At 42.3% G+C, this 25,818-nt stretch carries 24 protein-coding genes; 22 read left to right on the forward strand and 2 right to left on the reverse strand.

Translation table 11 applies throughout. The features are described 5' to 3' along the window. Positions 1–17: 17 nt before the first annotated feature. The 14 genes from proB (at position 18) to B7709_RS07325 (ending at position 11,799) form a co-directional block, all read left to right on the forward strand. The gene (gene proB / locus B7709_RS07260; RefSeq protein WP_223330948.1) at positions 18–1,127 is read left to right on the forward strand and encodes a glutamate 5-kinase; all 1,110 of its coding nucleotides are present in this window, start codon (positions 18–20) and stop codon (positions 1,125–1,127) included. Between the two features lie 9 nt (positions 1,128–1,136). After that, positions 1,137–2,399, forward strand: coding sequence for a glutamate-5-semialdehyde dehydrogenase (locus B7709_RS07265; RefSeq protein ID WP_084972268.1), 1,263 nt, complete (start codon positions 1,137–1,139; stop codon positions 2,397–2,399). A gap of 3 nt (positions 2,400–2,402) precedes the next feature. Continuing rightward, on the forward strand, positions 2,403–3,200 hold the full coding sequence (proC, locus tag B7709_RS07270) for a pyrroline-5-carboxylate reductase (RefSeq protein ID WP_084972269.1): 798 nt from the start codon (positions 2,403–2,405) through the stop codon (positions 3,198–3,200). A 120-nt stretch (positions 3,201–3,320) separates the two neighbouring features. Then, on the forward strand, positions 3,321–3,959 hold the full coding sequence (gene tmk / locus B7709_RS07275; RefSeq protein WP_000033370.1) for a dTMP kinase: 639 nt from the start codon (positions 3,321–3,323) through the stop codon (positions 3,957–3,959). Beyond that, on the forward strand, positions 3,956–4,846 hold the full coding sequence (locus B7709_RS07280) for a DNA polymerase III subunit delta' (protein WP_000808200.1): 891 nt from the start codon (positions 3,956–3,958) through the stop codon (positions 4,844–4,846). The genes tmk and B7709_RS07280 overlap by 4 nt, the downstream gene beginning before the upstream one ends. Positions 4,847–4,882: 36 nt before the next feature. Continuing rightward, the gene (gene yabA / locus B7709_RS07285) at positions 4,883–5,200 is read left to right on the forward strand and encodes a DNA replication initiation control protein YabA (protein WP_000358229.1); all 318 of its coding nucleotides are present in this window, start codon (positions 4,883–4,885) and stop codon (positions 5,198–5,200) included. Between the two features lie 2 nt (positions 5,201–5,202). Continuing rightward, positions 5,203–6,081: a 16S rRNA (cytidine(1402)-2'-O)-methyltransferase gene (gene rsmI, locus B7709_RS07290; protein WP_084972270.1), complete on the forward strand. Its 879-nt coding sequence runs from the start codon at positions 5,203–5,205 to the stop codon at positions 6,079–6,081. Between the two features lie 186 nt (positions 6,082–6,267). After that, positions 6,268–7,602: a methylenetetrahydrofolate--tRNA-(uracil(54)-C(5))-methyltransferase (FADH(2)-oxidizing) TrmFO gene (trmFO, locus tag B7709_RS07295; protein ID WP_084972271.1), complete on the forward strand. Its 1,335-nt coding sequence runs from the start codon at positions 6,268–6,270 to the stop codon at positions 7,600–7,602. An 84-nt stretch (positions 7,603–7,686) separates the two neighbouring features. After that, positions 7,687–8,424 carry a UMP kinase gene (gene pyrH, locus B7709_RS07300; RefSeq protein WP_000002996.1) on the forward strand — a complete coding sequence of 246 codons (738 nt, stop codon included), beginning with the start codon at positions 7,687–7,689 and terminating at the stop codon, positions 8,422–8,424. A gap of 7 nt (positions 8,425–8,431) precedes the next feature. Further along, a complete protein-coding gene (gene frr / locus B7709_RS07305) occupies positions 8,432–8,989 on the forward strand; it encodes a ribosome recycling factor (protein WP_084972272.1) in 558 nt (185 codons plus the stop codon). A 59-nt stretch (positions 8,990–9,048) separates the two neighbouring features. Continuing rightward, on the forward strand, positions 9,049–9,903 hold the full coding sequence (cvfB, locus tag B7709_RS07310) for an RNA-binding virulence regulatory protein CvfB (RefSeq protein ID WP_084972273.1): 855 nt from the start codon (positions 9,049–9,051) through the stop codon (positions 9,901–9,903). 11 nt (positions 9,904–9,914) lie between these two features. After that, positions 9,915–10,472 carry a GrpB family protein gene (locus B7709_RS07315; protein ID WP_084972274.1) on the forward strand — a complete coding sequence of 186 codons (558 nt, stop codon included), beginning with the start codon at positions 9,915–9,917 and terminating at the stop codon, positions 10,470–10,472. A gap of 44 nt (positions 10,473–10,516) precedes the next feature. Beyond that, positions 10,517–10,732, forward strand: a complete 216-nt coding sequence (locus B7709_RS07320) for a YozE family protein (RefSeq protein ID WP_084972275.1) — start codon at positions 10,517–10,519, stop codon at positions 10,730–10,732. Between the two features lie 80 nt (positions 10,733–10,812). Further along, positions 10,813–11,799 (forward strand): PhoH family protein, encoded by a 987-nt coding sequence (locus B7709_RS07325; protein WP_084972276.1) that lies wholly within the window; start codon positions 10,813–10,815, stop codon positions 11,797–11,799. Between the two features lie 248 nt (positions 11,800–12,047). Here the strand turns inward: B7709_RS07325 and B7709_RS07330 are convergent, their stop codons facing one another. Then, positions 12,048–12,518, reverse strand: coding sequence for an arginine repressor (locus B7709_RS07330; protein WP_001043005.1), 471 nt, complete (start codon positions 12,516–12,518; stop codon positions 12,048–12,050). Positions 12,519–12,534: 16 nt separating this feature from the next. Further along, complete coding sequence (locus B7709_RS07335) at positions 12,535–14,808, reverse strand: Xaa-Pro dipeptidyl-peptidase (protein ID WP_084972277.1); 2,274 nt, start codon at positions 14,806–14,808, stop codon at positions 12,535–12,537. 266 nt (positions 14,809–15,074) lie between these two features. On the opposite strand from B7709_RS07335, the gene B7709_RS07340 reads away from it, so the two are divergent. From B7709_RS07340 to ccdA2, 8 genes are all read left to right on the forward strand, one after another. Further along, positions 15,075–18,176, forward strand: coding sequence for a DNA polymerase III subunit alpha (locus B7709_RS07340; RefSeq protein ID WP_084972278.1), 3,102 nt, complete (start codon positions 15,075–15,077; stop codon positions 18,174–18,176). An 80-nt stretch (positions 18,177–18,256) separates the two neighbouring features. Beyond that, positions 18,257–19,264 (forward strand): 6-phosphofructokinase, encoded by a 1,008-nt coding sequence (gene pfkA, locus B7709_RS07345; RefSeq protein ID WP_000820883.1) that lies wholly within the window; start codon positions 18,257–18,259, stop codon positions 19,262–19,264. 66 nt (positions 19,265–19,330) lie between these two features. Then, positions 19,331–20,836 carry a pyruvate kinase gene (pyk, locus tag B7709_RS07350; protein WP_084972279.1) on the forward strand — a complete coding sequence of 502 codons (1,506 nt, stop codon included), beginning with the start codon at positions 19,331–19,333 and terminating at the stop codon, positions 20,834–20,836. Between the two features lie 173 nt (positions 20,837–21,009). Continuing rightward, complete coding sequence (locus B7709_RS07355) at positions 21,010–22,269, forward strand: UDP-N-acetylglucosamine 1-carboxyvinyltransferase (RefSeq protein WP_084972280.1); 1,260 nt, start codon at positions 21,010–21,012, stop codon at positions 22,267–22,269. Positions 22,270–22,284: 15 nt separating this feature from the next. Next, on the forward strand, positions 22,285–22,836 hold the full coding sequence (locus tag B7709_RS07360; RefSeq protein WP_084972281.1) for a GNAT family N-acetyltransferase: 552 nt from the start codon (positions 22,285–22,287) through the stop codon (positions 22,834–22,836). Continuing rightward, positions 22,829–24,106, forward strand: coding sequence for a CBS-HotDog domain-containing transcription factor SpxR (spxR, locus tag B7709_RS07365; RefSeq protein WP_084972282.1), 1,278 nt, complete (start codon positions 22,829–22,831; stop codon positions 24,104–24,106). Before B7709_RS07360 ends, spxR begins: the two co-directional genes overlap by 8 nt. 15 nt (positions 24,107–24,121) lie before the next feature. Continuing rightward, on the forward strand, positions 24,122–24,982 hold the full coding sequence (locus B7709_RS07370; protein ID WP_061453536.1) for a methionyl aminopeptidase: 861 nt from the start codon (positions 24,122–24,124) through the stop codon (positions 24,980–24,982). Between the two features lie 126 nt (positions 24,983–25,108). After that, positions 25,109–25,816, forward strand: coding sequence for a thiol-disulfide oxidoreductase-associated membrane protein CcdA2 (gene ccdA2, locus B7709_RS07375; protein ID WP_002875594.1), 708 nt, complete (start codon positions 25,109–25,111; stop codon positions 25,814–25,816). Positions 25,817–25,818 lie beyond the last annotated feature (2 nt).

The following is a 25,818-nucleotide window of genomic DNA, read 5'->3' on the forward strand; positions in this document are numbered from 1 at the left end:
AGAATCGGAGTGAGAATATGAAGTACAAACGAATCGTCTTTAAGGTAGGGACTTCCTCCTTAACAAATGAAGACGGGAGTTTATCAAGGAGTAAAGTAAAGGCAATTACCCAGCAATTGGCTATGCTGCATGAGGCTGGACATGAGTTGATTTTAGTGTCATCTGGGGCAGTTGCCGCTGGATTTGGAGCTTTGGGTTTTAAAAAACGTCCGACCAAGATTGCAGATAAACAAGCTTCGGCTGCAGTTGGTCAGGGACTTTTGTTGGAGGAATATACAACCAACCTCCTCATGCGCCAGATCGTTTCTGCACAAATCTTGCTGACACAGGATGATTTTGTAGATAAACGTCGTTATAAGAACGCCCACCAGGCCTTGTCTGTATTGCTTCATCGTGGTGCCATTCCTATCATCAACGAGAATGACAGTGTCGTTATTGACGAACTCAAGGTGGGTGATAATGACACTCTGAGTGCCCAGGTAGCGGCGATGGTTCAAGCGGATCTTTTGGTTCTCTTGACTGATGTGGACGGTCTCTATACTGGAAATCCCAACTCAGATCCAAGAGCTAAACGTCTTGAGAAAATCGAGACTATCAATCGTGAGATTATTGATATGGCTGGTGGAGCAGGTTCTTCAAACGGAACTGGGGGTATGCTAACAAAAATCAAAGCAGCTACGATCGCAACGGAGTCAGGGGTGCCAGTCTATATCTGCTCTTCCTTGAAATCAGATGCCTTGATTGAGGCAGCTGAAGAAACTAGGGATGGATCCTTCTTTGTTGCGCAAGAGAAGGGACTTCGTACCCAGAAACAATGGCTGGCCTTCTATGCTCAAAGTCAGGGAACGATTTGGGTAGATGGTGGAGCTGCAGAGGCACTTTCAAAAAACGGGAAAAGTCTCCTTTTATCAGGCGTGGTAGAAGTGGAAGGAAACTTCTCTTACCACGATATTGTCACAGTGGCTGATAAAGAAACGGGTCAATCTCTTGGAAAGGGACGTGTCCAATTTGGCGTCTCAGCCCTAGAAGATATGCTCCGTTCTCAAAAAGCTAAGGGAGTCTTGATTCACCGTGATGACTGGATTTCCATCACTCCTGAAATCCAGCTGCTCTTTACAGAATTTTAGAGGTGAACGATGGTAAGTACACAAGAACAATTTGAACAGGTACAAGCTGTTAAAAAATCAATCAATACTGCCAGTGAAGCAGTGAAAAACCAAGCCTTACTAGCCATGGCTGATCACTTATTGGCTGCTACTGAGGAGATTTTAGCGGCCAATGCCCTTGATATGGTAGCAGCCAAGGGGAAAATTTCGGATGTCATGGTGGATCGTCTTTATTTGGATGCGAAACGTATAGAAGCGATGGCAAGAGGGATTCGTGAAGTGGTTGCTTTACCAGATCCTATCGGTGAAGTTTTAGAAACCAATCATCTTGAAAATGGCTTGATTATCACCAAGAAACGTGTGGCTATGGGGGTTATCGGTATTATCTATGAAAGCCGTCCAAATGTGACGTCTGATGCGGCTGCCTTGGCTCTCAAGAGTGGCAATGCAGTCGTTCTTCGTAGTGGTAAGGACGCCTACCAAACCGCTCATGCTATTGTCACAGCTTTGAAGAAGGGTTTGGAGACGACTACCATTCATGCAGATGTGATTCAACTGGTGGAAGATACCAGCCGAGAAAGTAGCTATGCTATGATGAAGGCCAAGGGTTATCTAGACCTTCTTATTCCTCGTGGAGGTGCTGGCTTGATTAATGCCGTGGTTGAAAATGCTATTGTACCTGTTATCGAGACAGGAACTGGAATTGTTCATGTCTATGTGGACAAGGATGCCGATGAAGACAAGGCTCTATCTATCATCAACAATGCTAAAACCAGTCGTCCTTCTGTTTGTAATGCCATGGAGGTTCTCCTCGTTCATGATGACAAGGCAGCAAGCTTCCTTCCTCGCTTGGAGCAAGTTCTGGTTGCAGATCGAAAAGAAGCTGAACTGGAACCAATTCAATTCCGTCTGGATAGCAAAGCAAGTCAGTTTCTTTCAGGTCGAGTAGCTGAGGCTCAAGACTTTGACACCGAGTTTTTAGACTATATCCTAGCGGTTAAGGTCGTGAGCAGTTTAGAAGAAGCGGTTGCGCATATTGAAGCCCATAGTACTCATCATTCGGATGCGATTGTGACGGAAAATGCCGAAACTGCAGCCTACTTTACAGATCAAGTGGACTCTGCAGCAGTTTATGTCAATGCCTCAACGCGTTTCACTGATGGTGGGCAATTTGGTCTTGGATGTGAAATGGGGATTTCTACTCAGAAACTGCATGCGCGTGGTCCAATGGGCTTGAAGGAATTAACTAGCTACAAGTATGTGGTTACTGGTGACGGACAGATAAGGGAGTAAGAGATGAAGATTGGATTTATCGGTTTGGGGAATATGGGTGCTAGTTTGGCTAAGGCTGTTTTGCAGGCCAAGATGGGAGCTCAGATTCTCCTTGCCAATCGCAGTCAAGCGAAAGTAGATGCTTTCATCGCCAACTTCGGCGGTCAGGCTTCCAGCAATGAAGAAATTTTTACAGAAGCAGACGTGATTTTTCTAGGAGTAAAGCCAGCCCAGTTTTCTGAACTGCTTGCTCAATATCAGACCATCCTTGAAAAACGAGAAAGTCTTCTTTTGATTTCCATGGCAGCTGGATTGACCTTGGAAAAACTGGCTAGACTTCTTCCCAGTCACCACCGAATTATTCGCATCATGCCCAATACTCCAGTGGCTATCGGCCAAGGAGTGATTAGTTATGCCATGTCAGCAAATTGTCGTGCTGAGGACAGGGAACTCTTTTGTCAGCTTCTAGTCAAGGCTGGTCTCTTGGTTGAACTTGGGGATGGCTTAATAGATGCTGCGACAGGTCTTGCAGGTTGTGGACCAGCTTTTGTCTATCTCTTTATCGAGGCTTTGGCAGATGCGGGTGTACAGACAGGATTGCCACGAGAAATGGCTTTGAAAATGGCAGCTCAAACAGTAGTTGGCGCTGGACAAATGGTCCTTGAAAGTCAGCAACATCCTGGAGTATTGAAAGACCAAGTTTGTAGCCCAGGAGGTTCGACTATCGCGGGTGTAGCAAGTCTGGAAGAACATGCCTTTAGAGGTACCGTCATGGACGCAGTTCATCAAGCCTACAAACGAACACAAGAATTAGGTAAATAAGAGGTTGGATGACTCCCAGCCTCTTTTATGCTCTTTTGAAATCAGAAGACGCAAAAAGATTGTCACAAAAACCTATTTTTTTGATAGAATAGAAAGTAGAAAAAAAGAAATGAGTTAGACATGTCAAAAGGATTTTTAGTCTCTCTTGAGGGACCAGAGGGAGCAGGAAAGACCAGTGTTTTAGAGGCTCTACTCCCAATTTTAGAGGAAAAAGGAGTAGAGGTGTTGACGACCCGTGAGCCAGGTGGAGTCTTGATTGGAGAGAAGATTCGGGAAGTGATTTTGGATCCAAGTCATACGCAGATGGATCCTAAAACGGAACTCCTCCTCTATATCGCCAGTCGTAGACAGCACTTGGTGGAAAAAGTTCTTCCAGCACTTAAAGCTGGCAAGTTGGTCATTATGGACCGCTTCATTGATAGTTCTGTTGCTTATCAGGGATTTGGCCGTGGCTTGGATATTGATGCCATTGATTGGCTCAATCACTTTGCGACAGATGGCCTTAAACCCGATTTGACCCTCTATTTTGACATTGAGGTAGAAGAAGGGCTGGCTCGCATTGCTGCCAATAGTGACCGCGAGGTCAATCGTTTGGACTTGGAAGGCTTAGACTTGCACAAGAAAGTTCGTCAAGGTTACCTTTCTCTTCTGGACAAAGAAGGAAATCGCATTGTCAAGATTGATGCGAGTCTTCCTTTGGAGCAAGTTGTGGATGCTACCAAGGCTGTCTTGTTTGACAGAATGGGCTTGGATAAATGAAACAAGAACAACTAAAAGCTTGGCAGCCAGACCAGTTTGACCGTTTTGTCCGTATCCTAGAACAAGATCAGCTCAATCACGCCTATCTCTTTTCAGGTTTCTTTGGAAGCTTGGAAATGGCGCAGTTTTTGGCTAAGAGCCTCTTTTGTACGGATAAAGTAGGCGTTTTACCATGTGAGAAATGCCGAAACTGCAAGCTGATTGAGATGGAAGAATTTCCCGATGTTACCTTAATTAAGCCGGTCAATCAGGTCATCAAGACAGAACGCATTCGGGAATTGGTGGGTCAGTTTTCTCAAGCAGGGATTGAAAGTCGGCAGCAGGTTTTTATTATCGAGCAGGCGGAGAAAATGCATCCTAACGCGGCTAATTCTCTGCTCAAGGTCATCGAAGAACCCCAGAGTGAAGTTTACATTTTCTTCTTGACCAGCGATGAGGAAAAAATCTTGCCAACAATCCGTAGTCGGACCCAGATTTTCCATTTTAATAAGCAAGAAGAAAAGCTCATCCATCAATTAGAACAAGCAGGTCTGGTCAAGAAAAAAGCGACTCTTTTAGCCCAGTTTTGTCAATCACATGCTGAAGCAGAAAAACTGGCAAATCAGGCAAGTTTTTGGACCTTGGTCGATGAGAGTGAACGCCTACTGACCTGGTTATTAGCCAGGAAAAAAGAAAGTTATCTCCAAGTTGCTAAATTAGCCAGCTTGGCAGATGACAAGGAAAAACAAGATCAGGTCTTGCGAATCCTCGAAGTGCTCTGTGGACAGGACCTCTTGCAAGCAAGGATTCGACAGATTTTACAAGATTTGCTAGAAGCCAGAAAAATGTGGCAAGCCAATGTTAGCTTTCAAAATGCCATGGAATATCTGGTCTTGAAAGAAATATAAACTCAATGAAGGATAAAGAAAGGAAAGGGCTGGTTTATGGACAAAAAAGAATTATTTGATGCACTGGACGATTTTTCCCAACAGTTATTGGTGACCTTGGCCGATGTGGAAGCCATCAAGAAAAATCTCAAGAGCCTGGTAGAGGAAAATACAGCTCTTCGATTGGAAAATAGTAAGTTGCGCGAACGCTTAGGCGAGGTGGAAGCAGATACACCTGTTAAGGCCAAGCACGTTCGTGAAAGCGTCCGCCGAATCTATAAAGATGGGTTTCACGTATGTAATGATTTTTATGGACAGCGCCGCGAGCAGGACGAGGAATGTATGTTCTGTGATGAGTTGTTATATAGGGAGTAAGCATGCAGATTCAAAAAAGTTTTAAGGGACAATCTCCCTATGGCAAGCTTTACCTAGTGGCAACGCCGATTGGCAATCTAGATGACATGACCTTTCGTGCTATTCAGACCTTGAAAGAGGTGGACTGGATTGCTGCTGAGGACACGCGCAATACAGGTCTTTTGCTCAAGCATTTTGACATCTCCACCAAGCAGATTAGTTTTCATGAGCACAATGCCAAGGAAAAGATTCCTGACTTGATTAGTTTTCTGAAAGCGGGACAAAGTATCGCTCAGGTCTCTGATGCGGGTCTGCCTAGTATCTCAGATCCTGGGCATGATTTGGTCAAGGCAGCTATTGAGGAAGAAATCGCAGTTGTTACCGTTCCAGGTGCTAGTGCAGGAATTTCTGCTTTGATTGCCAGTGGTTTGGCGCCACAGCCACATATCTTTTACGGTTTCTTACCGAGAAAATCAGGCCAGCAAAAGCAATTTTTCGACTTAAAAAAAGATTACCCAGAAACTCAGATTTTCTACGAATCGCCCCATCGTGTAGCGGATACATTGGGAAATATGCTAGAAGTCTACGGTGACCGCTCGGTAGTCTTGGTCAGGGAATTGACCAAAATCTATGAAGAATACCAACGAGGAAAGATTTCAGAGCTACTAGAAAGTATTGCTGAAACGCCACTCAAGGGCGAATGCCTTCTCATCGTTGAAGGCGCCAGTCAGGATGTGGAGGAAAAGGACGACGAGGACTTGTTCTTAGAAATCCAAGCTCGTATCCAGCAAGGTATGAAGAAAAATCAAGCCATCAAGGAAGTTGCGAAACTCTACCAGTGGAATAAAAGCCAACTCTACGCTGCCTACCACGACTGGGAAGAGAAACAATTCAACGACTAAACAGGGAAGTTTGCCTTCTTCCCTTTTTTTGTTATACTAGTAAAAGAAAAATTAGAAAGATTTGTGGGAGTGAAAAAGTCCAGTGGACTTTTTCAGCCTGAGCCAAGAAACTCGAAAGCGAAGTAAGTTCGGTTGGCTTTTTCAATGTGAAGCTTGTCCTCACACTCCCAAAGAGGTATTAGTGTCGTGTCTCAATCTTATATCAATGTTATCGGTGCTGGTTTGGCAGGGTCTGAAGCTGCTTACCAAATCGCAGAACGTGGTATTCCAGTTAAACTCTATGAAATGCGTGGTGTCAAATCAACTCCTCAGCACAAAACAGACAATTTTGCTGAGTTGGTTTGTTCCAATTCCTTACGTGGGGATGCTTTGACAAATGCCGTTGGACTCCTCAAGGAAGAAATGCGCCGCTTGGGTTCTGTTATCTTAGAATCTGCTGAAGCTACACGTGTTCCTGCAGGCGGAGCCCTTGCGGTGGACCGCGACGGTTTCTCCCAAATGGTGACCGAAAAAGTAGCCAATCATCCCTTGATTGAAGTGGTTCGTGATGAAATTACAGAATTGCCAACGGATGTTATTACAGTTGTAGCGACTGGTCCTTTAACCAGTGATGCCCTAGCTGAGAAGATTCATGCCCTTAATGATGGGGATGGATTCTATTTCTATGACGCGGCGGCACCTATTATCGATGTCAACACCATCGATATGAGTAAGGTCTATCTCAAGTCTCGTTATGACAAGGGAGAGGCAGCCTACCTCAATGCTCCCATGACCAAACAAGAGTTTATGGATTTTCATGAAGCTTTGGTCAATGCGGAAGAAGCACCGCTCAATTCGTTTGAAAAAGAAAAGTATTTTGAAGGTTGTATGCCTATCGAAGTCATGGCCAAACGTGGCATTAAAACCATGCTTTATGGACCTATGAAACCAGTTGGGCTGGAGTACCCAGACGACTATACGGGGCCTCGTGATGGCGACTTTAAAACACCGTATGCAGTTGTCCAGCTTCGTCAGGACAATGCAGCTGGTAGCCTCTACAATATCGTCGGTTTCCAGACCCACCTCAAATGGGGAGAACAAAAGCGTGTCTTCCAAATGATTCCAGGTCTTGAAAATGCTGAGTTTGTCCGTTATGGGGTCATGCACCGCAATTCGTACATGGATTCACCAAATCTTCTCGAACAGACCTACCGTTCTAAGAAACAGCCTAATCTCTTCTTTGCTGGTCAGATGACGGGTGTGGAAGGCTATGTTGAGTCAGCAGCTTCAGGCTTAGTTGCGGGTATTAACGCGGCTCGTCTTTTCAAGGGGGAAAGCGCAGCTATTTTCCCAGAGACCACAGCGATTGGAAGTCTGGCTCATTACATCACTCATGCAGATAGTAAACATTTCCAACCAATGAACGTCAATTTTGGGATTATCAAGGAGTTGGAAGGCGAGCGTATCCGTGATAAGAAGGCTCGTTATGAAAAAATTGCAGAGCGTGCCCTTAAGGACTTAGAGGAGTTTTTAACGGTCTAATTTTTTTTGAAAGAATTGCTCATGACACTATAAAAATCTAAGAAATTGTGATAAAATAGGTAGGATGAAAAAAGGAGAGTAAAAATGGCGAACCCCAAGTATAAACGTATTTTAATCAAGTTATCAGGTGAGGCTCTTGCAGGTGAACGTGGCGTAGGGATTGATATCCAAACAGTTCAAACAATCGCAAAAGAGATTCAAGAAGTTCATAGCTTAGGTATCGAAATTGCCCTTGTTATTGGTGGAGGAAATCTCTGGCGCGGAGAACCTGCTGCAGAAGCAGGAATGGACCGCGTTCAGGCCGATTACACTGGAATGCTTGGGACCGTGATGAATGCTCTTGTGATGGCAGATTCATTGCAACAAGTTGGTGTTGATACGCGTGTGCAAACAGCCATTGCTATGCAACAAGTGGCAGAACCTTACGTACGTGGACGTGCTCTTCGCCACCTTGAAAAAGGGCGTATCGTTATCTTTGGTGCTGGGATTGGTTCACCTTACTTCTCAACAGATACAACAGCAGCCCTTCGTGCAGCTGAAATCGAAGCGGATGCCATCCTTATGGCTAAAAATGGGGTCGATGGTGTTTACAATGCCGATCCTAAGAAAGACAAGACTGCCGTTAAGTTTGAAGAATTGACCCACCGTGACGTTATCAATAAAGGTCTTCGTATCATGGACTCAACTGCTTCAACCCTCTCTATGGACAACGACATTGACTTAGTTGTCTTTAACATGAACCAACCAGGCAACATCAAACGTGTCGTATTTGGTGAAAATATCGGAACAACAGTTTCAAACAATATCGAAGAAAAGGAATAAGAAAATTATGGCTAATGCAATTGTAGAAAAAGCTAAAGAGAGAATGACCCAGTCTCACCAATCACTTGCTCGTGAATTTGGTGGAATCCGTGCCGGTCGTGCCAACGCAAGCTTGCTAGACCGTATCTACGTAGAATACTATGGAGTCGAAACTCCTCTTAACCAAATCGCTTCAATTACCATTCCAGAAGCGCGTGTCTTGTTGGTAACACCATTTGACAAGTCTTCATTGAAAGACATCGAACGTGCCTTGAATGCTTCTGATCTTGGTATTACACCAGCTAATGACGGCTCTGTGATCCGCTTGGTTATCCCAGCTCTTACAGAAGAGACTCGTCGTGACCTTGCCAAAGAAGTGAAGAAGGTCGGTGAAAATGCTAAAGTGGCTGTCCGCAACATCCGTCGCGACGCTATGGACGAAGCTAAAAAGCAAGAAAAAGCAAAAGAAATCACTGAAGACGAATTGAAGACTCTTGAAAAAGATATTCAAAAAGTAACAGACGACGCTGTGAAACACATCGACGACATGACTGCCAACAAAGAAAAAGAAATCTTGGAAGTCTAAAAATAAACAGAAAAACTCAGTTGGCATTGCTGGCTGAGTTTTATTCGAAAGAAGGAAATATGAATACAAATCTTGCAAGTTTTATCGTTGGACTCATCATCGATGAAAATGACCGTTTTTACTTTGTGCAAAAGGATGGTCAGACTTATGCTCTTGCTAAGGAAGAAGGTCAACATACAGTAGGGGATACGGTCAAAGGCTTTGCCTACACGGATATGAAGCAAAAACTCCGCCTGACAACCATAGAAGTGACTGCAACTCAGGACCAATTTGGTTGGGGAACCGTAACGGAAGTTCGTAAGGACTTGGGTGTTTTTGTTGATACCGGTCTACCTGATAAAGAAATCGTTGTGTCACTCGATATCCTCCCTGAGCTCAAGGAACTCTGGCCTAAGAAAGGTGATAAACTTTACATCCGTCTTGAGGTGGACAAGAAAGACCGTATCTGGGGACTCTTGGCTTATCAAGAAGATTTCCAACGTCTGGCTCGTCCTGCCTACAACAACATGCAGAACCAAAACTGGCCAGCCATTGTTTACCGTCTCAAGCTGTCAGGAACTTTTGTTTACCTGCCAGAGAATAACATGCTTGGTTTTATCCATCCTAGCGAGCGCTATGCAGAGCCACGTTTGGGGCAAGTCTTAGATGCGCGTGTCATTGGTTTCCGCGAGGTTGACCGCACTCTGAACCTCTCCCTTAAACCGCGTTCTTTTGAAATGCTAGAAAATGATGCCCAGATGATTTTGACCTACTTGGAAAGCAATGGCGGTTTTATGACCTTGAATGATAAGTCATCTCCTGAGGACATCAAGGCAACCTTTGGCATTTCTAAAGGTCAGTTCAAGAAAGCGCTCGGTGGCTTGATGAAGGCTGGCAAAATCAAGCAAGACCAGTTTGGTACAGAGTTGGTTTAGGCTTTCTAGTCATGATAAAGAAACTTGAAGAAATGAGTTTAGAGGAACTCTGGCAACTTTTTCCTATTTTTCTGGTAGAGCATAAATCAGAGTGGAAAGACTGGTATGAATCGGAAAAAGCAAATCTGAAAAAAATATTGGGTGCAAATGTTATTAAAAGAATAGAACATATTGGTAGCACTGCTATCCCTAATATTTGGGCTAAGAACATCGTTGATATTCTATTAGAAGTAGGTAGTATAGAGGATTTAGCAAGGGTTAGGGATTTATTGGTGAAAAATGGTTGGCTAGTGATGTCAGAGAGTCCTAACAGGATTTCGCTAAATAAAGGCTACACAGAGCAGGGCTTTGCCGAGAAGGTTTTTCATCTACATTTGCGACTGATGGGAGATCATGACGAGATTTATTTTAGAGATTATCTCTGTCAACATCCAGATATCGCCAAAGCGTATCAGGAATTAAAACTGGATTTGTGGAAAAAATTTGAACACAATCGTGATGCTTATACAGATGCTAAAACAGATTTTATAAACCACTATGTGTCAGAGGCTAAGTCCAGGAATTTTTAAAAATCAGAAAAGTTTTATCAAAAAAGTCTTGATAGGAGAAAGAATTGAGAAAATCATTTTACACTTGGCTCATGACCGAGCGCAATCCTAAAAGTAACAGTCCAAAAGCCATCCTAGCAGATCTCGCTTTTGAAGAGTCAGTCTTCCCAAAACACACAGATGATTTTGATGAGGTGAGTCGCTTTTTGGAGGAACATGCCAGTTTCTCTTTTAACCTAGGAGATTTTGACTCTATCTGGCAAGAATACTTAGAACACTAGAGACAATGAGATGAGGCTAGTATTTTATTGTTCTCTTTGCTATAATAAAAAGAAATAAAAGGATTAGAGAGGTTCTTTATTTGAAGGAACATTCAATAGACATTCAACTGAGTCATCCAGATGACCTGTTTCATCTTTTTGGTTCCAATGAGCGCCATCTTCGTTTGATGGAAGAAGAGCTTGATGTGGTGATTCATGCTCGTACGGAGATTGTGCAGGTTTTGGGAGAAGAAGCTGCCTGTGAGGAAGCCCGTCAAGTTATTCAAGCCTTGATGGTTTTGGTGAATCGTGGAATGACTGTCGGTACGCCAGATGTGGTCACTGCGATTAGCATGGTCAAAAACGATGAAATTGACAAGTTTGTCGCCCTTTACGAAGAAGAAATCATCAAGGATAATACTGGGAAGCCTATCCGTGTCAAAACCTTGGGTCAAAAGCTTTATGTGGACAGTGTCAAACAGCATGATGTGACCTTTGGAATTGGGCCTGCAGGGACAGGGAAGACCTTCCTTGCAGTCACCTTGGCAGTGATAGCCCTTAAACGTGGGCAGGTCAAGCGAATTATCCTAACTCGTCCGGCAGTGGAAGCTGGTGAGAGTCTTGGATTTCTTCCGGGTGATCTCAAGGAGAAGGTGGATCCTTACCTTCGACCAGTTTATGATGCCTTGTATCAGATTCTCGGCAAAGACCAAACGACTCGTCTCATGGAGCGTGAAATCATTGAGATTGCGCCCCTTGCCTACATGCGTGGACGGACCTTGGATGATGCCTTTGTCATTCTCGATGAGGCGCAAAATACGACCATCATGCAGATGAAGATGTTCTTGACGCGTTTAGGTTTTAATTCTAAGATGATTGTCAATGGAGATATTAGTCAGATTGACCTACCGCGTAACGTCAAGTCAGGTTTGATTGATGCCCAAGAAAAGCTCAAGAACATTCACCAAATTGACTTTGTTCATTTTTCAGCCAAGGATGTGGTTCGTCATCCAGTTGTCGCTCAAATTATCCGGGCCTATGAACCAGCTCCAGTTAAAGATGAAGAAAAGAATCAAGAAGTGGAATAACTTGTATAGAGCCTGAAAGCATAATATTGAGAGAATACATTTTGATCCCCCTTTTATCTTAAGGTGATGAAAATCAATTTCTTAAAGTTGAAGCCATTTCTAACATGAGATCATGTTCATTATAGATTATATGGGATTTTTCCCTATGGTAACAGAGGGTTTATAACCCTTACATTGGTTTTGCATATTGTAGAAATTATACCGTTATAAAACAGAACCCCGTGATTGGATTCATCACGGGGGATTTTTTAGTCATTGAAGAAAAAAGGTGGCGCAAATTTTTTAAGAATTTCAAAGCAAGTCTGTGCTTCTTCAGCATTTTCACAGATAAGAAGGCAGACATCATCACCACATACGGTGGCAATGATTTGTTTAAAATCAAGTGCATCAAGAACAGCTCCAAACGATTGGGCAAGGCCTGGCAAGGTCTTGAGGACAACCTGATGCTGAACAGGACGTAGCATGACCAAGCCATCCTCCATATAGTTTTCTAGGCGTTTTTCCCATTTGGAGATGGAACCAGTATTTAAAACGTAGTAAGAATGATCTGCTTCGCGAACCTTTGATAGATTCATGGTTTTGATATCGCGTGAGAGAGTGGCCTGTGTGACTTGAATATCATTTTCAGCTAGTAAAGCTTGCAACTCTGCCTGTGTATGAATCTTATTTTTAGCTACAAGTGCACGGATGAGTTGGTGTCTATGTTCAGATTTATTCATATAAAGCTGCCTCCTTTTATGAGGGGATGATGATAGTGGACTGTGCTAAATCAACAGTCAAGTGATAGTCTGTATTATCTCGAATTGTAATCTCAAAGTCTGTTGTATAGAGAACCAAACGGAGAGTATCTCCTTCTTTAAGTTTGTAGATAGTTGGTTGAAGCTCTAGCTTGAAATCCATCCATTCATTGGGTTGAATTGCTTCAATCCTTAAGAGGTCACTTCGATTTTGCAAATTAAGGTAGCCTTTGGTGATGACACGTTGGGCGCTTGGATTGAATGGCAGTTCACAGAGATTTTCAAGCATGTGGTAGCGACCGTTGTCAATGGTTCTAGCACTTAAAACAGCTGGATAAGGCTGTAGATATTTCTTTTGTCCAAGTTCTAGCAGTTGGGCAGAAAGTAGTCCCTTGTTTGTACTTGATTTGATACGAAGTTTTAGCTCAACTCGACCATTTAAATGAATGTCTTGGCTTACTGGAAGGTCAATGGTAATCTGATTGGCTTTTCCTTGGTAAAGTTCTGTGTTAAAGGTTTGGTAAGTCTTGCCATAACGCTCAAAATCTTTTTGACTATACTGGTTTTGAATCACTTTTTCTTCAGTTCCAAGTGAGAAAGTATGCAATTCATCTTCTTTACCAAAGTCATCAAGACTCTGCCATGTTTGCGGTGCTGTATTGTCCTGCCAGATAACAGTAGGAAGTTGATATCCTGAGTCAAGTCCTAACAATTTTTTACTTAACAAGGCATTCATGGATTCGCGGAAGTCAATCGACTGCCAGTTATTCATATAAACATGAGCACCATGATGGAAAAAGAGGTGCTTGCGAATATTGTCAGGAAGAGCATGAAACATCTGATATACATGAAGTGGTTTGACGTTCCAATCCTGGGAACCATGCGTAAAGACTACCTCAGCTTTAACCTTGTGAGCATTGAGTAGATAGTTGCGATCATGCCAAAATTGATTGTAGTCACCAGTCTTGCGATCTAATTGTTCTTTTACCTTCTCTAAGTCTGTTTGGTGGGCTTCATTAGCACGGATATAGTCACCGGCTAAGAGATTGCGGGAGTAGGTCAATTCAGCAAGTGAGTCAAAATCCTCACCTGGATAACCACCAGGGCTGGTTACCAGACCATTTTCACGATAGTAGTTGTACCAAGAGGAAATACCTGCTTCTGCGATGATTACTTCTAAGCCATCCACACCAGTTGTCGCAAGACCATTGGACATGGTGCCTAGATAGGAAATTCCTGTTGTTGCGACTTTTCCGTTTGACCAGTCGGCCTTGATTTGGCGCTTGCGCGTGTGGTCAGTAAAGGCACGGCAACGACCATTGAGCCAATCAATGACATTTTTATATGCCTCAATCTGCTGGTAGTCCCCATTGGTCATGAGACCTTGGGAATCCTTGGTTCCAACACCCGATACATAGAGATTAGCAAATCCTCGTGGGAGGAAGTAATCGTTGAGAGTGTAAGAACTATTGATGTGAGTTAGCTTTTCCTCAGCCTCAGAGACGAGTTCGGCTTGACCAAAAGGTTCAACTAAATTCAGCTTAGGCTCCTCAAGTTCAATGGTATGGGGCAGTTTAATCTCAAGCTCTTCTTCCATCTTGTAGAGAGCCTTGTCGCTGGCTTTGTCGTTGGTCCCTTGGTGATACGGACTTGCAGTCATAATCGTAGGGATCTGTCCCTCATAGCGAGGACGAATAATGCTGACCTTGACTAAGTCAGGGAGGCCGTCTTTATCAGTATCCACACGACTCTCTACATAAACGACTTCACGAATGACATCGTGACTAGAGAAGGTTGCCAAGCTCTTGCCGTTAAAGTAGTGGTAGTGATTATCTTCTGCAATTAGTCCATCACTAACAAGCTGGTCGATGAGCGTATTTCCCTTTTTGGTTCGAGTGTTGAGTAAATGATAGATATTTTCAATCAAATCTCCGTAAATAATAGGAAATCCAGTTTCTTTACGGAATTGTTCAGCATCCCCAAAGTCAATAAGAAAGTTGAAGCCCAAAAGTTGAAAAACTACGGTATAGAAAATATCAGCAGTCAACTCTTTATCAGACTGAAAGAAGCTCAAAAGATCCGTTTCTTTATCCACAGCTAAAGTGGATAGAGCATAATCGGTATTTGTATAAGTGAAAAAACTCCAGCGGACAAATTGTTCAAGTTGTTTTTTTGATGATTGTTCTGGTACCAGCTTCAAACCAAGCTGGGATAACTCGCGCAAAACTTGCGAATGAGAAACGGACAAGTAGCTGAATTGATTAAAACGCATGGCGCTCTCCTTTAGAAATATTCTAAATTTAGTATATCAAAAATAAGGTAAAAAAGATATTGTTGACCTATGATGAAGTCAATTTAAAAAGAGGCCGAAACAGGGATCAAACTATCTTAAAACGTGGAGATTTCAGCACAATAGCATTCAGATTTTGAGAACAGCTTGGTTTTATAGGTGAGAGTGAAAGGAATAGTCTTCTACCTTTTCATTCTAGTTTTTAAAATGGTATAATAGTACTATATCTAAAGCAAGGAGGAGAAGAAATGATTGCGCAGCTCGACACCAAGACTGTTTACAGTTTTATGGAAAGTGTGGTTTCGATTGAAAAATATGTACAAACAGCTAAAGAGTATGGCTATTCTCACCTTGCTATCATGGATGTGGATAATCTCTATGGAGCCTATCACTTTTTAGAAGTGACTCGAAAATATGGAATCCAACCTTTAATTGGTCTTGAAATGACCTTGATTATAGACGAGAAGAGTATTTCTTTCCGTTTTCTAGCTCTATCTACTAAAGGTTACCAAGAGTTGATGAAGTTATCAACTTTAAAAATGACTGGACGAAATAACTGGTCTGATTTCACCTCCCACCTCGAAGATGTTGCCATTATTGTTCCCTATTTTGATGGAATCGAACAGCTGGATTTGGGTCACGATTACTTTATTGGGGTTAGTCCCGATACTCACCAAGAAGTCTTTACCAAATCCATTCTTCCACTGTATCAGGTCAACTCTTTTGAGAAAGAAGACATACAGGTTTTGCAAATCCTAGCGGCAATTAAGGATAATGTCAGTCTGAGAGAAGTGGATGTGCATTCACAACAAGGGCTCTTTCTACCAGCTTCAGACTTAGAAGCTCAATTTAAAAATTGCTTCCCTCAGGCACTTGCCAATCTCCAAGGTGTGATAGAGAATGTTAGCTACCAAATTGATCCAAGTTTAAAACTCCCTCGCTTTAACCCGGAAAGACCAGCGGTAGAAGAACTTAGAGAGAGGGCTGAGCAAGGGTTGATAACTAAGGGGCTAACCTCAGCTATCTATCGTGAACGACTGAATGAAGAATTAGCTGTGATTCATGATATGGGATTTGACGACTATTTCCTTGTGGTTTGGGATTTGTTGCGCTTTGGACGTTCTCAAGGCTACTATATGGGAATGGGGCGCGGTTCTGCTGTGGGTAGTTTGGTGGCCTATTCACTTGACATCACAGGGATTGATCCGGTTGAGAAAAACTTGATTTTCGAGCGCTTTTTAAATCGTGAGCGTTACACCATGCCTGATATTGATATTGACATTCCAGATCTTTATAGACCAGAGTTCATTCGTTATGTTCGTGATCGGTATGGAAGTCAACACGTGGCGCAGATTGTCACTTATTCGACCTTTGGAGCCAAACAAGCAATTCGTGATGTTTTTAAACGCTATGGTGTCCCTGAGTATGAATTAACAAATATTACGAAAAAAATCAGTTTCCGAGATACGCTAACGACGGCCTATGAGAAGAATTTGCAATTTAGGCAGGTCATCAATAGCAAGATTGAATACCAAAAAGCTTTTGAGATTGCTCGAAAGATTGAAGGTTATCCTCGTCAGACCTCTATCCATGCGGCAGGAGTCGTTATGAGTGACCAGGATCTGACAGACTATATTCCTCTAAAATACGGTGAGGACATGCTAATCACTCAATATGATGCACATGCAGTTGAAGCAAATGGCCTTCTAAAAATGGATTTCCTAGGTCTGCGTAACTTGACTTTCGTACAGAAAATGCAGGAATTACTTGCGGAATCAGAGGGCGTTCATCTGAAAATCGAAGAGATTGATTTGGAAGACAAGGCAACTCTGGCTCTCTTTGCTACTGGAAATACGAAAGGTATTTTCCAATTTGAACAACCAGGAGCTATTCGACTCTTGAAACGAGTTCAGCCGCAAGTCTTTGAAGAAGTGGTAGCAACGACATCCCTCAACAGACCTGGTGCTAGTGATTATATCGATAATTTTGTGGCTCGTAAGCATGGCAAAGAAAAGGTGACGGTGCTGGATCCTACCTTGGAGGACATCCTCTCATCAACTTACGGTATCATGCTCTATCAAGAGCAAGTCATGCAGGTAGCTCAGCGCTTTGGAGGCTTTAGTCTTGGAAAAGCCGACATTCTCAGACGAGCCATGGGTAAGAAAAATGCCAAAGAGATGCATTTGATGAAGGAAGATTTTATCGCTGGTGCAGTTAAACTCGGGCATTCAGAAGAGAAAGCCAATCAAGTTTTTGCAGTGATGGAAAAGTTTGCAGGCTATGGATTTAATAGATCTCACGCCTATGCCTACTCAGCCCTGGCATTTCAGCTTGCTTATTTCAAGACGCATTATCCTGCTATTTTCTTCCAAGTCATGTTGAATTACTCCAGCAGTGATTACATAGTAGATGCTCTGCAGATGGGATTTGAAGTAGCGTCTTTAGCAATCAACAGCATTCCCTATCATGATAAGATTACCCAGAAGACAATCTATCTTGGTTTGAAAGCCATTAAGGGTATGCCAAGAGATTTTTCTTATTGGATTATCGAAAATCGTCCTTTCTCAAGTATTGAAGATTTCGTCACACGTCTTCCTAAGAATTACAAGAAACTATCGCTTTTGTCTCCTTTGGTTGAACTTGGGCTCTTTGATGACTTTGACAAGAACCGCCAGAAAATCCTAGTGAACCTACCAAACCTATTTGTCTTTGTTGAGGAGTTGGGAGGACTATTTGCAGATGCAAGCTATAGTTGGACGGAGGCTGATGATTTCTCAGAAGCAGAGAAATTTTACAAGGAGCAGGAACTGATTGGGGTTGGTATCAGTGCTCATCCTATCCAAACGCTTGCCAAACAAGCCCTTTATCCAACGACACCCATTGCTACTCTTACCGAGGGGAGTCAAGCAACACTTCTAGTTGAAGTGCAAAAGCTAAAAGTCATTCGAACCAAGAAGGGCGAAAGCATGGCCTTTCTACAGGTTCATGATAGTAAGTCTCGGATGGATGTGACTGTATTTTCGGATCAGTATCGAAAATTCGCCTCTATCTTATCCGAAGGGAAATTTTACTATATCAATGGGAAGGTTCAATCTCGAGATGGTCGTCTGCAAATGATTGCACAAGATTTGAAAGAAGCAGTAGCGGAACGATTCTGGATTCAAGTTAAAAATCATGAAAATGATAAAGAGATTTCAAATATTCTAGAACAATACAAAGGCCCAATCCCTGTCATTATCAGGTATGAAGAGGAACAAAAAACGGTTGTTTCTACACAACATTTTGTAAGAAAAGATTCTACTCTACAGGAAAAATTAGAGGGAATTGCTATGAAAACGATTTATCGCTAAAAATACGGAAAATAGAAGAATTTTCGATTTAAATGTGGTATAATCAGTAAGAATGTTAAAAGAAAAAGGAGCATAACCAAATGAAACGTATTGCTGTTTTAACCAGTGGTGGAGACGCCCCTGGTATGAATGCTGCCATCCGTGCGGTAGTTCGCCAAGCAATCTCAGAAGGAATGGAAGTTTTTGGTATCTATGATGGATACGCAGGTATGGTTGCCGGTGAAATTTATCCACTTGATGCTGCTTCAGTAGGAGACATCATTTCTCGTGGTGGTACTTTCCTTCACTCTGCTCGTTACCCTGAGTTTGCACAACTTGAAGGCCAACTTAAAGGGATTGAGCAATTGAAAAAACACGGTATCGAAGGAGTCGTAGTTATCGGTGGAGACGGTTCTTATCACGGAGCTATGCGCTTGACGGAACATGGGTTCCCAGCTATCGGACTTCCAGGAACTATTGATAACGATATCGTAGGAACTGATTTCACAATTGGGTTTGATACTGCAGTTACTACTGCAATGGATGCAATCGATAAAATTCGTGATACATCATCAAGTCACCGTCGTACTTTCGTTGTTGAAGTAATGGGACGTAATGCTGGTGATATCGCTCTTTGGGCAGGTATCGCAACTGGTGCTGACGAAATCATCATCCCTGAAGAAGGTTTCAAGATGGAAGAAATCGTAGCAAGCATCAAAGCTGGTTATGAGCATGGTAAAAAACACAACATTATCGTTTTGGCAGAAGGTGTTATGTCGGCAGCTGAATTTGGTCAAAAACTAAAAGAAGCTGGAGATACAAGCGACCTTCGTGTAACAGAACTTGGTCACATCCAACGTGGTGGTTCACCAACTGCTCGTGACCGTGTATTGGCATCACGCATGGGTGCACACGCTGTTAAACTCCTTAAAGAGGGAATCGGTGGTGTTGCTGTTGGTATCCGAAACGAAAAAATGGTTGAGAATCCAATTCTTGGCACAGCAGAAGAAGGAGCTTTGTTTAGCCTAACAGCTGATGGTAAGATTGTTGTTAACAACCCTCATAAAGCTGATCTTGAACTTTCTGCGTTGAACAAGAGCTTGTCCTAATCAACTTTCATTAATTTGGTAACATGACCATAAAAGGTCGAATTATATAAAGGAGTCACAAAAATCATGAACAAACGTGTAAAAATCGTTGCAACTTTAGGTCCTGCGGTTGAAATCCGTGGAGGTAAAAAATTCGGTGAAGACGGATACTGGGGTGAAAAACTTGACGTTGAAGCTTCAGCTAAAAATATTGCTCAGCTGATTGAAGCTGGAGCAAACACTTTCCGTTTCAACTTCTCACACGGTGACCACCAAGAACAAGGTGAGCGTATGGCAACTGTTAAACTTGCTGAAAAAATTGCAGGTAAAAAAGTTGGTTTCCTTCTTGATACTAAAGGACCTGAAATCCGTACTGAATTGTTCGAAGGTGATGCAAAAGAGTACTCTTACAAAACTGGTGAAAAAATCCGCGTTGCGACTAAACAAGGAATCAAATCAACTCGTGAAGTGATTGCTTTGAACGTTGCTGGTGCTCTTGATATCTACGATGATGTTGAAGTTGGTCATCAAGTCTTGGTTGACGATGGTAAACTTGGTCTTCGCGTTTTCTCAAAAGATGATGAAACTCGCGAATTTGAAGTTGTAGTTGAAAATGATGGTATCATTGCTAAACAAAAAGGTGTAAACATCCCTAACACTAAAATTCCTTTCCCAGCTCTTGCTGAGCGTGATAACGACGATATCCGCTTCGGTCTTGAACAAGGTATCAACTTCATCGCGATTTCATTTGTACGTACTGCAAAAGACGTCAACGAAGTTCGTGCAATCTGTGAAGAAACTGGTAATGGACACGTTCAATTGTTTGCAAAAATCGAAAACCAACAAGGTATCGATAATTTGGACGAAATCATTGAAGCTGCTGACGGTATCATGATTGCCCGTGGTGACATGGGTATCGAAGTACCATTCGAAATGGTTCCAGTTTACCAAAAAATGATCATTACTAAAGTCAATGCAGCTGGTAAAGTTGTTATTACAGCAACAAACATGCTTGAAACAATGACTGAAAAACCACGTGCAACTCGTTCAGAAGTATCAGACGTATTTAACGCTGTTATCGACGGAACTGACGCTACAATGCTTTCAGGTGAGTCTGCAAACGGTAAATACCCACTTGAGTCAGTAACTACAATGGCTACGATCGACAAGAACGCTCAAACTCTTCTTAACGAGTACGGACGTTTGAACTCAGATACTTTCGAACGTAACTCTAAGACAGAAGTTATGGCTTCAGCTGTTAAAGATGCTACTAACTCAATGAACATCAAATTGGTTGTTACCCTTACTAAGACTGGTCACACAGCACGTTTGATTTCTAAATACCGTCCAAATGCTGATATCTTAGCATTGACATTCGATGAATTGACAGAGCGTGGATTGATGTTGAACTGGGGTGTTATCCCAATGTTGACTGAAACTCCATCATCAACTGATGATATGTTCGAAATCGCTGAACGTAAAGCAGTTGAAGCAGGGCTTGTAGAATCTGGTGACGATATCGTTATCGTTGCAGGTGTGCCGCTTGGAGAAGCTGTCCGTACAAACACAATGCGTATCCGTACAGTACGTTAATCTAACATTTCAAAGCCTATCATATCAAGCTTCATGGCTTGTGTGATAGGTCTTTTTTCTATTTTAGAAGATAAAAAGAGAGAGAATTTTATTAAACAGAAATGGGAAAAATAGGAGAACTATGGTATAATAGAATGTAAAGACCTTTTTAGTAAATTTTGAAAGAGTATAACATGAGAAAAATTGTCATCAATGGTGGACATCCATTGCAAGGTGAAATCACTATTAGCGGTGCTAAGAATAGTGTTGTAGCATTAATTCCTGCTATTATACTGGCAGATGATGTTGTCACTTTGGATTGTGTCCCAGATATTTCAGACGTTGCTAGTCTTGTAGAGATTATGGAAATCATGGGAGCGAAAGTAAAACGCTACGATGATGTTTTGGAGATTGATCCTAGAGGTGTTCAGAATATCCCAATGCCTTATGGCAAGATCAATAGCCTTCGTGCATCTTATTATTTCTATGGAAGTCTTTTAGGTCGCTTTGGTGAAGCTACGGTTGGACTTCCTGGCGGATGTGATCTGGGACCCCGTCCGATTGATCTTCATCTCAAAGCTTTCGAAGCTATGGGAGCTAAGGTGAGTTATGAGGGAGACAATATGAATTTGTCTGCTCAAGGAATGGGTCTTCATGGTGCAAGTATCTACATGGATACAGTCAGTGTTGGTGCGACGATTAATACCATGATTGCGGCTGTTAAAGCTAAGGGACGTACTGTCATTGAAAATGCAGCTCGTGAACCAGAAATCATAGATGTGGCTACCCTTTTGAATAATATGGGGGCCCACATTCGTGGTGCAGGGACTGATATTATCATTATTGATGGTGTCGAGAAACTTCATGGAACGCGCCACCAGGTCATTCCAGACCGCATTGAAGCTGGAACCTATATTTCACTTGCTGCAGCGGTTGGTACAGGAATCCGTATTAACAATGTTCTTTATGAACACTTAGAAGGATTTATCGCCAAACTAGAGGAAATGGGCGTTCGTATGACGGTCTCTGAAGATAGTATCTTCGTTGAAGAGCAATCTGATTTGAAGGCTATCAATATCAAAACAGCTCCCTATCCTGGTTTTGCAACGGATTTGCAACAGCCTATCACACCGCTTTTGCTGACAGCTCAAGGTCGTGGTACTATTATTGACACGATTTATGAGAAACGTGTCAATCATGTCTTTGAGTTAGCGAAAATGGATGCAGATATTATGACTACAAATGACCATATTTTCTACACTGGTGGACGTGTTCTGCATGGTGCCAAGGTGAAAGCTACAGACTTGCGAGCTGGTGCTGCACTTGTCATCGCTGGCTTGATGGCTCAAGGTCAGACTGAAATTACGAATATTGAGTTTATCCTTCGTGGTTACTCAGATATTATTGAAAAATTACGCAGTCTCGGAGCAGATATTACACTTGTTGAAGACTAAACCGTTGAGGTGATTATGAATATTTGGACCAAATTAGCAATGTTTTCTTTCTTTGAAACGGAGCGCTTGTATTTGCGTCCTTTCTTTTTTAGTGATAGTCAAGCTTTTCACGAGATTGCTTCAGATCCTGAAAATCTACAATTTATTTTTCCCAGTCAAGCAAGTTTAGAAGAAAGTCAGTACGCACTTGCTAACTATTTTATGAAGACTCCTCTAGGTGTCTGGGCCATTTGTCACCAAGATAATCAGGAGATGATTGGCTCCATTAAATTTGAAAAGATCGATGAAATCAAGAAAGAGGCAGAAATTGGTTATTTCTTAAAAAAGGATTCTTGGTCACAGGGTTTTATGACAGAAGTAGTTACCAAACTATGTCAGCTTTCATTTGAAGAATTTGGTTTAAAACAATTATCCATCATCACTCATCTGGAGAATCAAGCTAGTCAGAAAGTCGCCTTAAAATCGGGATTTAGTCTCTTCCGACAGTTTAAGGGGAGCGATCGCTATACACGAAAAATGAGGGACTACCTTGAATTTCGATACATAAAAGGAGAGTTCAGTGAGTAAACACCAAGAAATCTTAAGTTATCTGGAAGAGTTACCAATAGGAAAACGTGTCAGTGTTCGTAGCATTTCCAATCACTTGGGTGTCAGTGATGGGACGGCTTATCGTGCCATTAAAGAAGCTGAAAACCGTGGAATTGTAGAAACTCGACCTCGTAGTGGAACCATTCGTGTCAAATCTCAGAAAGTGGCGATTGAAAAACTGACCTATGCAGAGATTGCAGAAGTAACCTCATCTGAAGTCTTGGCTGGTCAGGAAGGGTTGGACAAGGAATTCAGCAAATTTTCAATCGGGGCTATGACCGAGCGGAATATCTTATCCTATCTGAATGATGGTGGTTTGTTAATCGTCGGAGACCGTACTCGTATTCAGCTTTTGGCGCTGGAAAATGAAAATGCAGTTCTGGTGACGGGTGGTTTTCATGTGCATGAGGATGTACTGGAACTTGCCAATCAGAAAGGAATCCCTGTTTTACGAAGCAAGCATGATACCTTTACAGTTGCAACCATGATCAATAGAGCTTTGTCAAATGTGCAGATTAAGACAGACATTTTAACAGTTGAAAAAATCTATCGTCCTAGCCATGAGTATGGCTTTTTGAGGGAAACGGACACAGTGAAAGACTATTTGGACTTGGTACGTAAGAACAGAAGTAGTCGTTTCCCAGTCATTAACCAACATCAAGTGGTTGTGGGAGTGATTACCATGCGTGATGCAGGGGACAAATCCCCTAGCACGACGATTGATAAGGTGATGACGCGCAGCATTTTCGTAACAGGCTTAGCGACTAATATTGCCAATGTCAGTCAACGGATGATCGCAGAAGACTTTGAGATGGTTCCCGTTGTCAGAAGTAACCAAACCTTGCTCGGAGTTGTAACGAGACGAGATGTCATGGATAAGATGAGTCGTTCTCAGGTTTCGGCTTTGCCGACTTTTTCAGAGCAAATCGGTCAAAAGTTGTCTTATCATCACGACGAAGTTGTGATTACAGTTGAGCCCTTTATGCTTGAAAAGAACGGAGTTTTGGCAAATGGTGTTCTTGCTGAAATTTTAACTCATATGACACAGGATTTGGTGGCAAATAGCAGACGCAATTTAATCATCGAGCAGATGCTAGTTTACTTCTTACAAGCTGTTCAGATAGATGATACTTTGCGAATTCAGGCGCGTATTATTCACCACACGAGACGCTCAGCTATTATTGATTATGATATTTATCATGGTCATCAGATTGTTTCAAAAGCAAATGTTACAGTTAAAATCAATTAGAATCTAGGAGAAAAAATGATAACTTTAAAATCAGCACGTGAAATCGAAGCCATGGACAAGGCAGGTGATTTCCTCGCTAGCATCCATATAGGCTTACGTGATTTGATTAAGCCAGGCGTGGATATGTGGGAAGTAGAAGAGTACGTTCGTCGACGTTGTAAAGAGGAGAATTTCCTTCCTCTACAGATTGGTGTGGATGGGGCAGTCATGGATTACCCCTATGCCACTTGTTGCTCTCTCAACGACGAAGTAGCTCACGCTTTTCCACGTCATTACATCTTGAAAGATGGCGATTTGCTCAAGGTTGACATGGTTCTAGGTGGTCCGATTGCCAAATCCGACCTCAATGTGTCAAAACTCAACTTTAATAATGTTGAGCAAATGAAAAAATACACCCAAAGTTATACAGGTGGTTTAGCAGACTCATGTTGGGCTTATGCAGTTGGTACACCGTCTGAAGAAGTGAAAAACCTGATGGACGTGACCAAGGAAGCTATGTATATAGGGATTGAGCAAGCAGTTGTTGGCAATCGTATTGGAGATATCGGTGCAGCGATTCAAGAATATGCTGAAAGTCGCGGTTACGGCGTCGTGCGTGATTTGGTTGGTCACGGAGTTGGTCCGACTATGCACGAGGAGCCAATGGTCCCTAACTACGGTGTTGCAGGTCGTGGTCTTCGTCTCCGTGAAGGAATGGTGCTGACCATTGAACCCATGATCAATACTGGGGACTGGGAAATTGATACAGATATGAAGACTGGCTGGGCTCATAAAACCATCGATGGCGGTCTATCTTGCCAATATGAACATCAGTTCGTGATTACTAAAGACGGTCCTGTTATCTTGACTAGTCAAGGTGAAGAAGGAACTTATTAAAATGAAAGGAGCTTGACTCCTTTTTTATATTCAGTTTATATAAAATAGACAAGCGTAGCAAAGTTGTCACAAATTTTTTCTTTTGTAGTAAAATAAGATTAGAATTTTGTGAAAGTAGGTAATTCGTTGGAGTCTATTATATTTTTAGTATCAGTTTTCTTAGCCGGCATTCTGTCTTTCTTTTCACCCTGCATCTTCCCTTTGCTACCAGTCTATGCTGGTATTTTACTGGATGATCAGGGGAATTCGAAAAGCTTTCGATTTTTTGGAAGAGACGTTGCATGGTCAGGCTTAATTCGAACCTTGTGCTTTATTGCAGGAATCTCCCTCATTTTCTTTATTTTAGGATTTGGAGCTGGATTCCTAGGGCACATGCTCTATGCAGACTGGTTTCGTTATGCTATGGGAATAGTCATTATTCTTTTAGGACTTCATCAGATGGAAATCTTGCATTTCAATAAACTGGAAGTTCAAAAGACAGTCACCTTTAAACAATCAAAGTCTAATCACTATCTGTCAGCCTTTTTACTTGGGATAACCTTTAGTTTTGGTTGGACCCCTTGTATCGGACCAGTCTTAAGTTCAGTCTTGGCCCTAGCAGCTTCCGGTGGCAATGGTGCTTGGCAAGGAGCCGTGTTAACATTAGTATATACATTGGGAATGGCCCTTCCTTTCATTGTTTTGGCCTTGGCTTCGGGCTGGATTATGCCCTATTTTAGTAAATTAAAACCCCATATGATTCTACTAAAGAAAATCGGGGGAGCTTTGATTATTTTGATGGGATTATTATTAATGCTAGGGCAGTTAAATGCCTTGTCAGGAATTCTTGGATAAAA

The sequence above is a fragment of the Streptococcus oralis subsp. dentisani genome, assembly GCF_002096335.1.
GTDB classification, from domain to species: Bacteria; Bacillota; Bacilli; order Lactobacillales; family Streptococcaceae; genus Streptococcus; species Streptococcus oralis_Z.

Excerpts from the sequence above, each read along its gene's own strand:
- B7709_RS07335 (WP_084972277.1), bottom strand. The coding sequence starts at position 14,808 with ATGCGTTTTAATCAATTCAGCTACTTGTCCGTTTCTCATTCGCAAGTT.
- B7709_RS07265 (WP_084972268.1), top strand. The coding sequence starts at position 1,137 with ATGGTAAGTACACAAGAACAATTTGAACAGGTACAAGCTGTTAAAAAA.
- rsmI (WP_084972270.1), top strand. The coding sequence starts at position 5,203 with ATGCAGATTCAAAAAAGTTTTAAGGGACAATCTCCCTATGGCAAGCTT.
- B7709_RS07355 (WP_084972280.1), top strand. The coding sequence starts at position 21,010 with ATGAGAAAAATTGTCATCAATGGTGGACATCCATTGCAAGGTGAAATC.
- B7709_RS07370 (WP_061453536.1), top strand. The coding sequence starts at position 24,122 with ATGATAACTTTAAAATCAGCACGTGAAATCGAAGCCATGGACAAGGCA.
- B7709_RS07315 (WP_084972274.1), top strand. The coding sequence starts at position 9,915 with ATGATAAAGAAACTTGAAGAAATGAGTTTAGAGGAACTCTGGCAACTT.
- B7709_RS07360 (WP_084972281.1), top strand. The coding sequence starts at position 22,285 with ATGAATATTTGGACCAAATTAGCAATGTTTTCTTTCTTTGAAACGGAG.
- proC (WP_084972269.1), top strand. The coding sequence starts at position 2,403 with ATGAAGATTGGATTTATCGGTTTGGGGAATATGGGTGCTAGTTTGGCT.
- proB (WP_223330948.1), top strand. The coding sequence starts at position 18 with ATGAAGTACAAACGAATCGTCTTTAAGGTAGGGACTTCCTCCTTAACA.
- pfkA (WP_000820883.1), top strand. The coding sequence starts at position 18,257 with ATGAAACGTATTGCTGTTTTAACCAGTGGTGGAGACGCCCCTGGTATG.
- tmk (WP_000033370.1), top strand. The coding sequence starts at position 3,321 with ATGTCAAAAGGATTTTTAGTCTCTCTTGAGGGACCAGAGGGAGCAGGA.
- yabA (WP_000358229.1), top strand. The coding sequence starts at position 4,883 with ATGGACAAAAAAGAATTATTTGATGCACTGGACGATTTTTCCCAACAG.
- frr (WP_084972272.1), top strand. The coding sequence starts at position 8,432 with ATGGCTAATGCAATTGTAGAAAAAGCTAAAGAGAGAATGACCCAGTCT.
- pyrH (WP_000002996.1), top strand. The coding sequence starts at position 7,687 with ATGGCGAACCCCAAGTATAAACGTATTTTAATCAAGTTATCAGGTGAG.
- pyk (WP_084972279.1), top strand. The coding sequence starts at position 19,331 with ATGAACAAACGTGTAAAAATCGTTGCAACTTTAGGTCCTGCGGTTGAA.
- B7709_RS07340 (WP_084972278.1), top strand. The coding sequence starts at position 15,075 with ATGATTGCGCAGCTCGACACCAAGACTGTTTACAGTTTTATGGAAAGT.
- B7709_RS07280 (WP_000808200.1), top strand. The coding sequence starts at position 3,956 with ATGAAACAAGAACAACTAAAAGCTTGGCAGCCAGACCAGTTTGACCGT.
- cvfB (WP_084972273.1), top strand. The coding sequence starts at position 9,049 with ATGAATACAAATCTTGCAAGTTTTATCGTTGGACTCATCATCGATGAA.
- B7709_RS07330 (WP_001043005.1), bottom strand. The coding sequence starts at position 12,518 with ATGAATAAATCTGAACATAGACACCAACTCATCCGTGCACTTGTAGCT.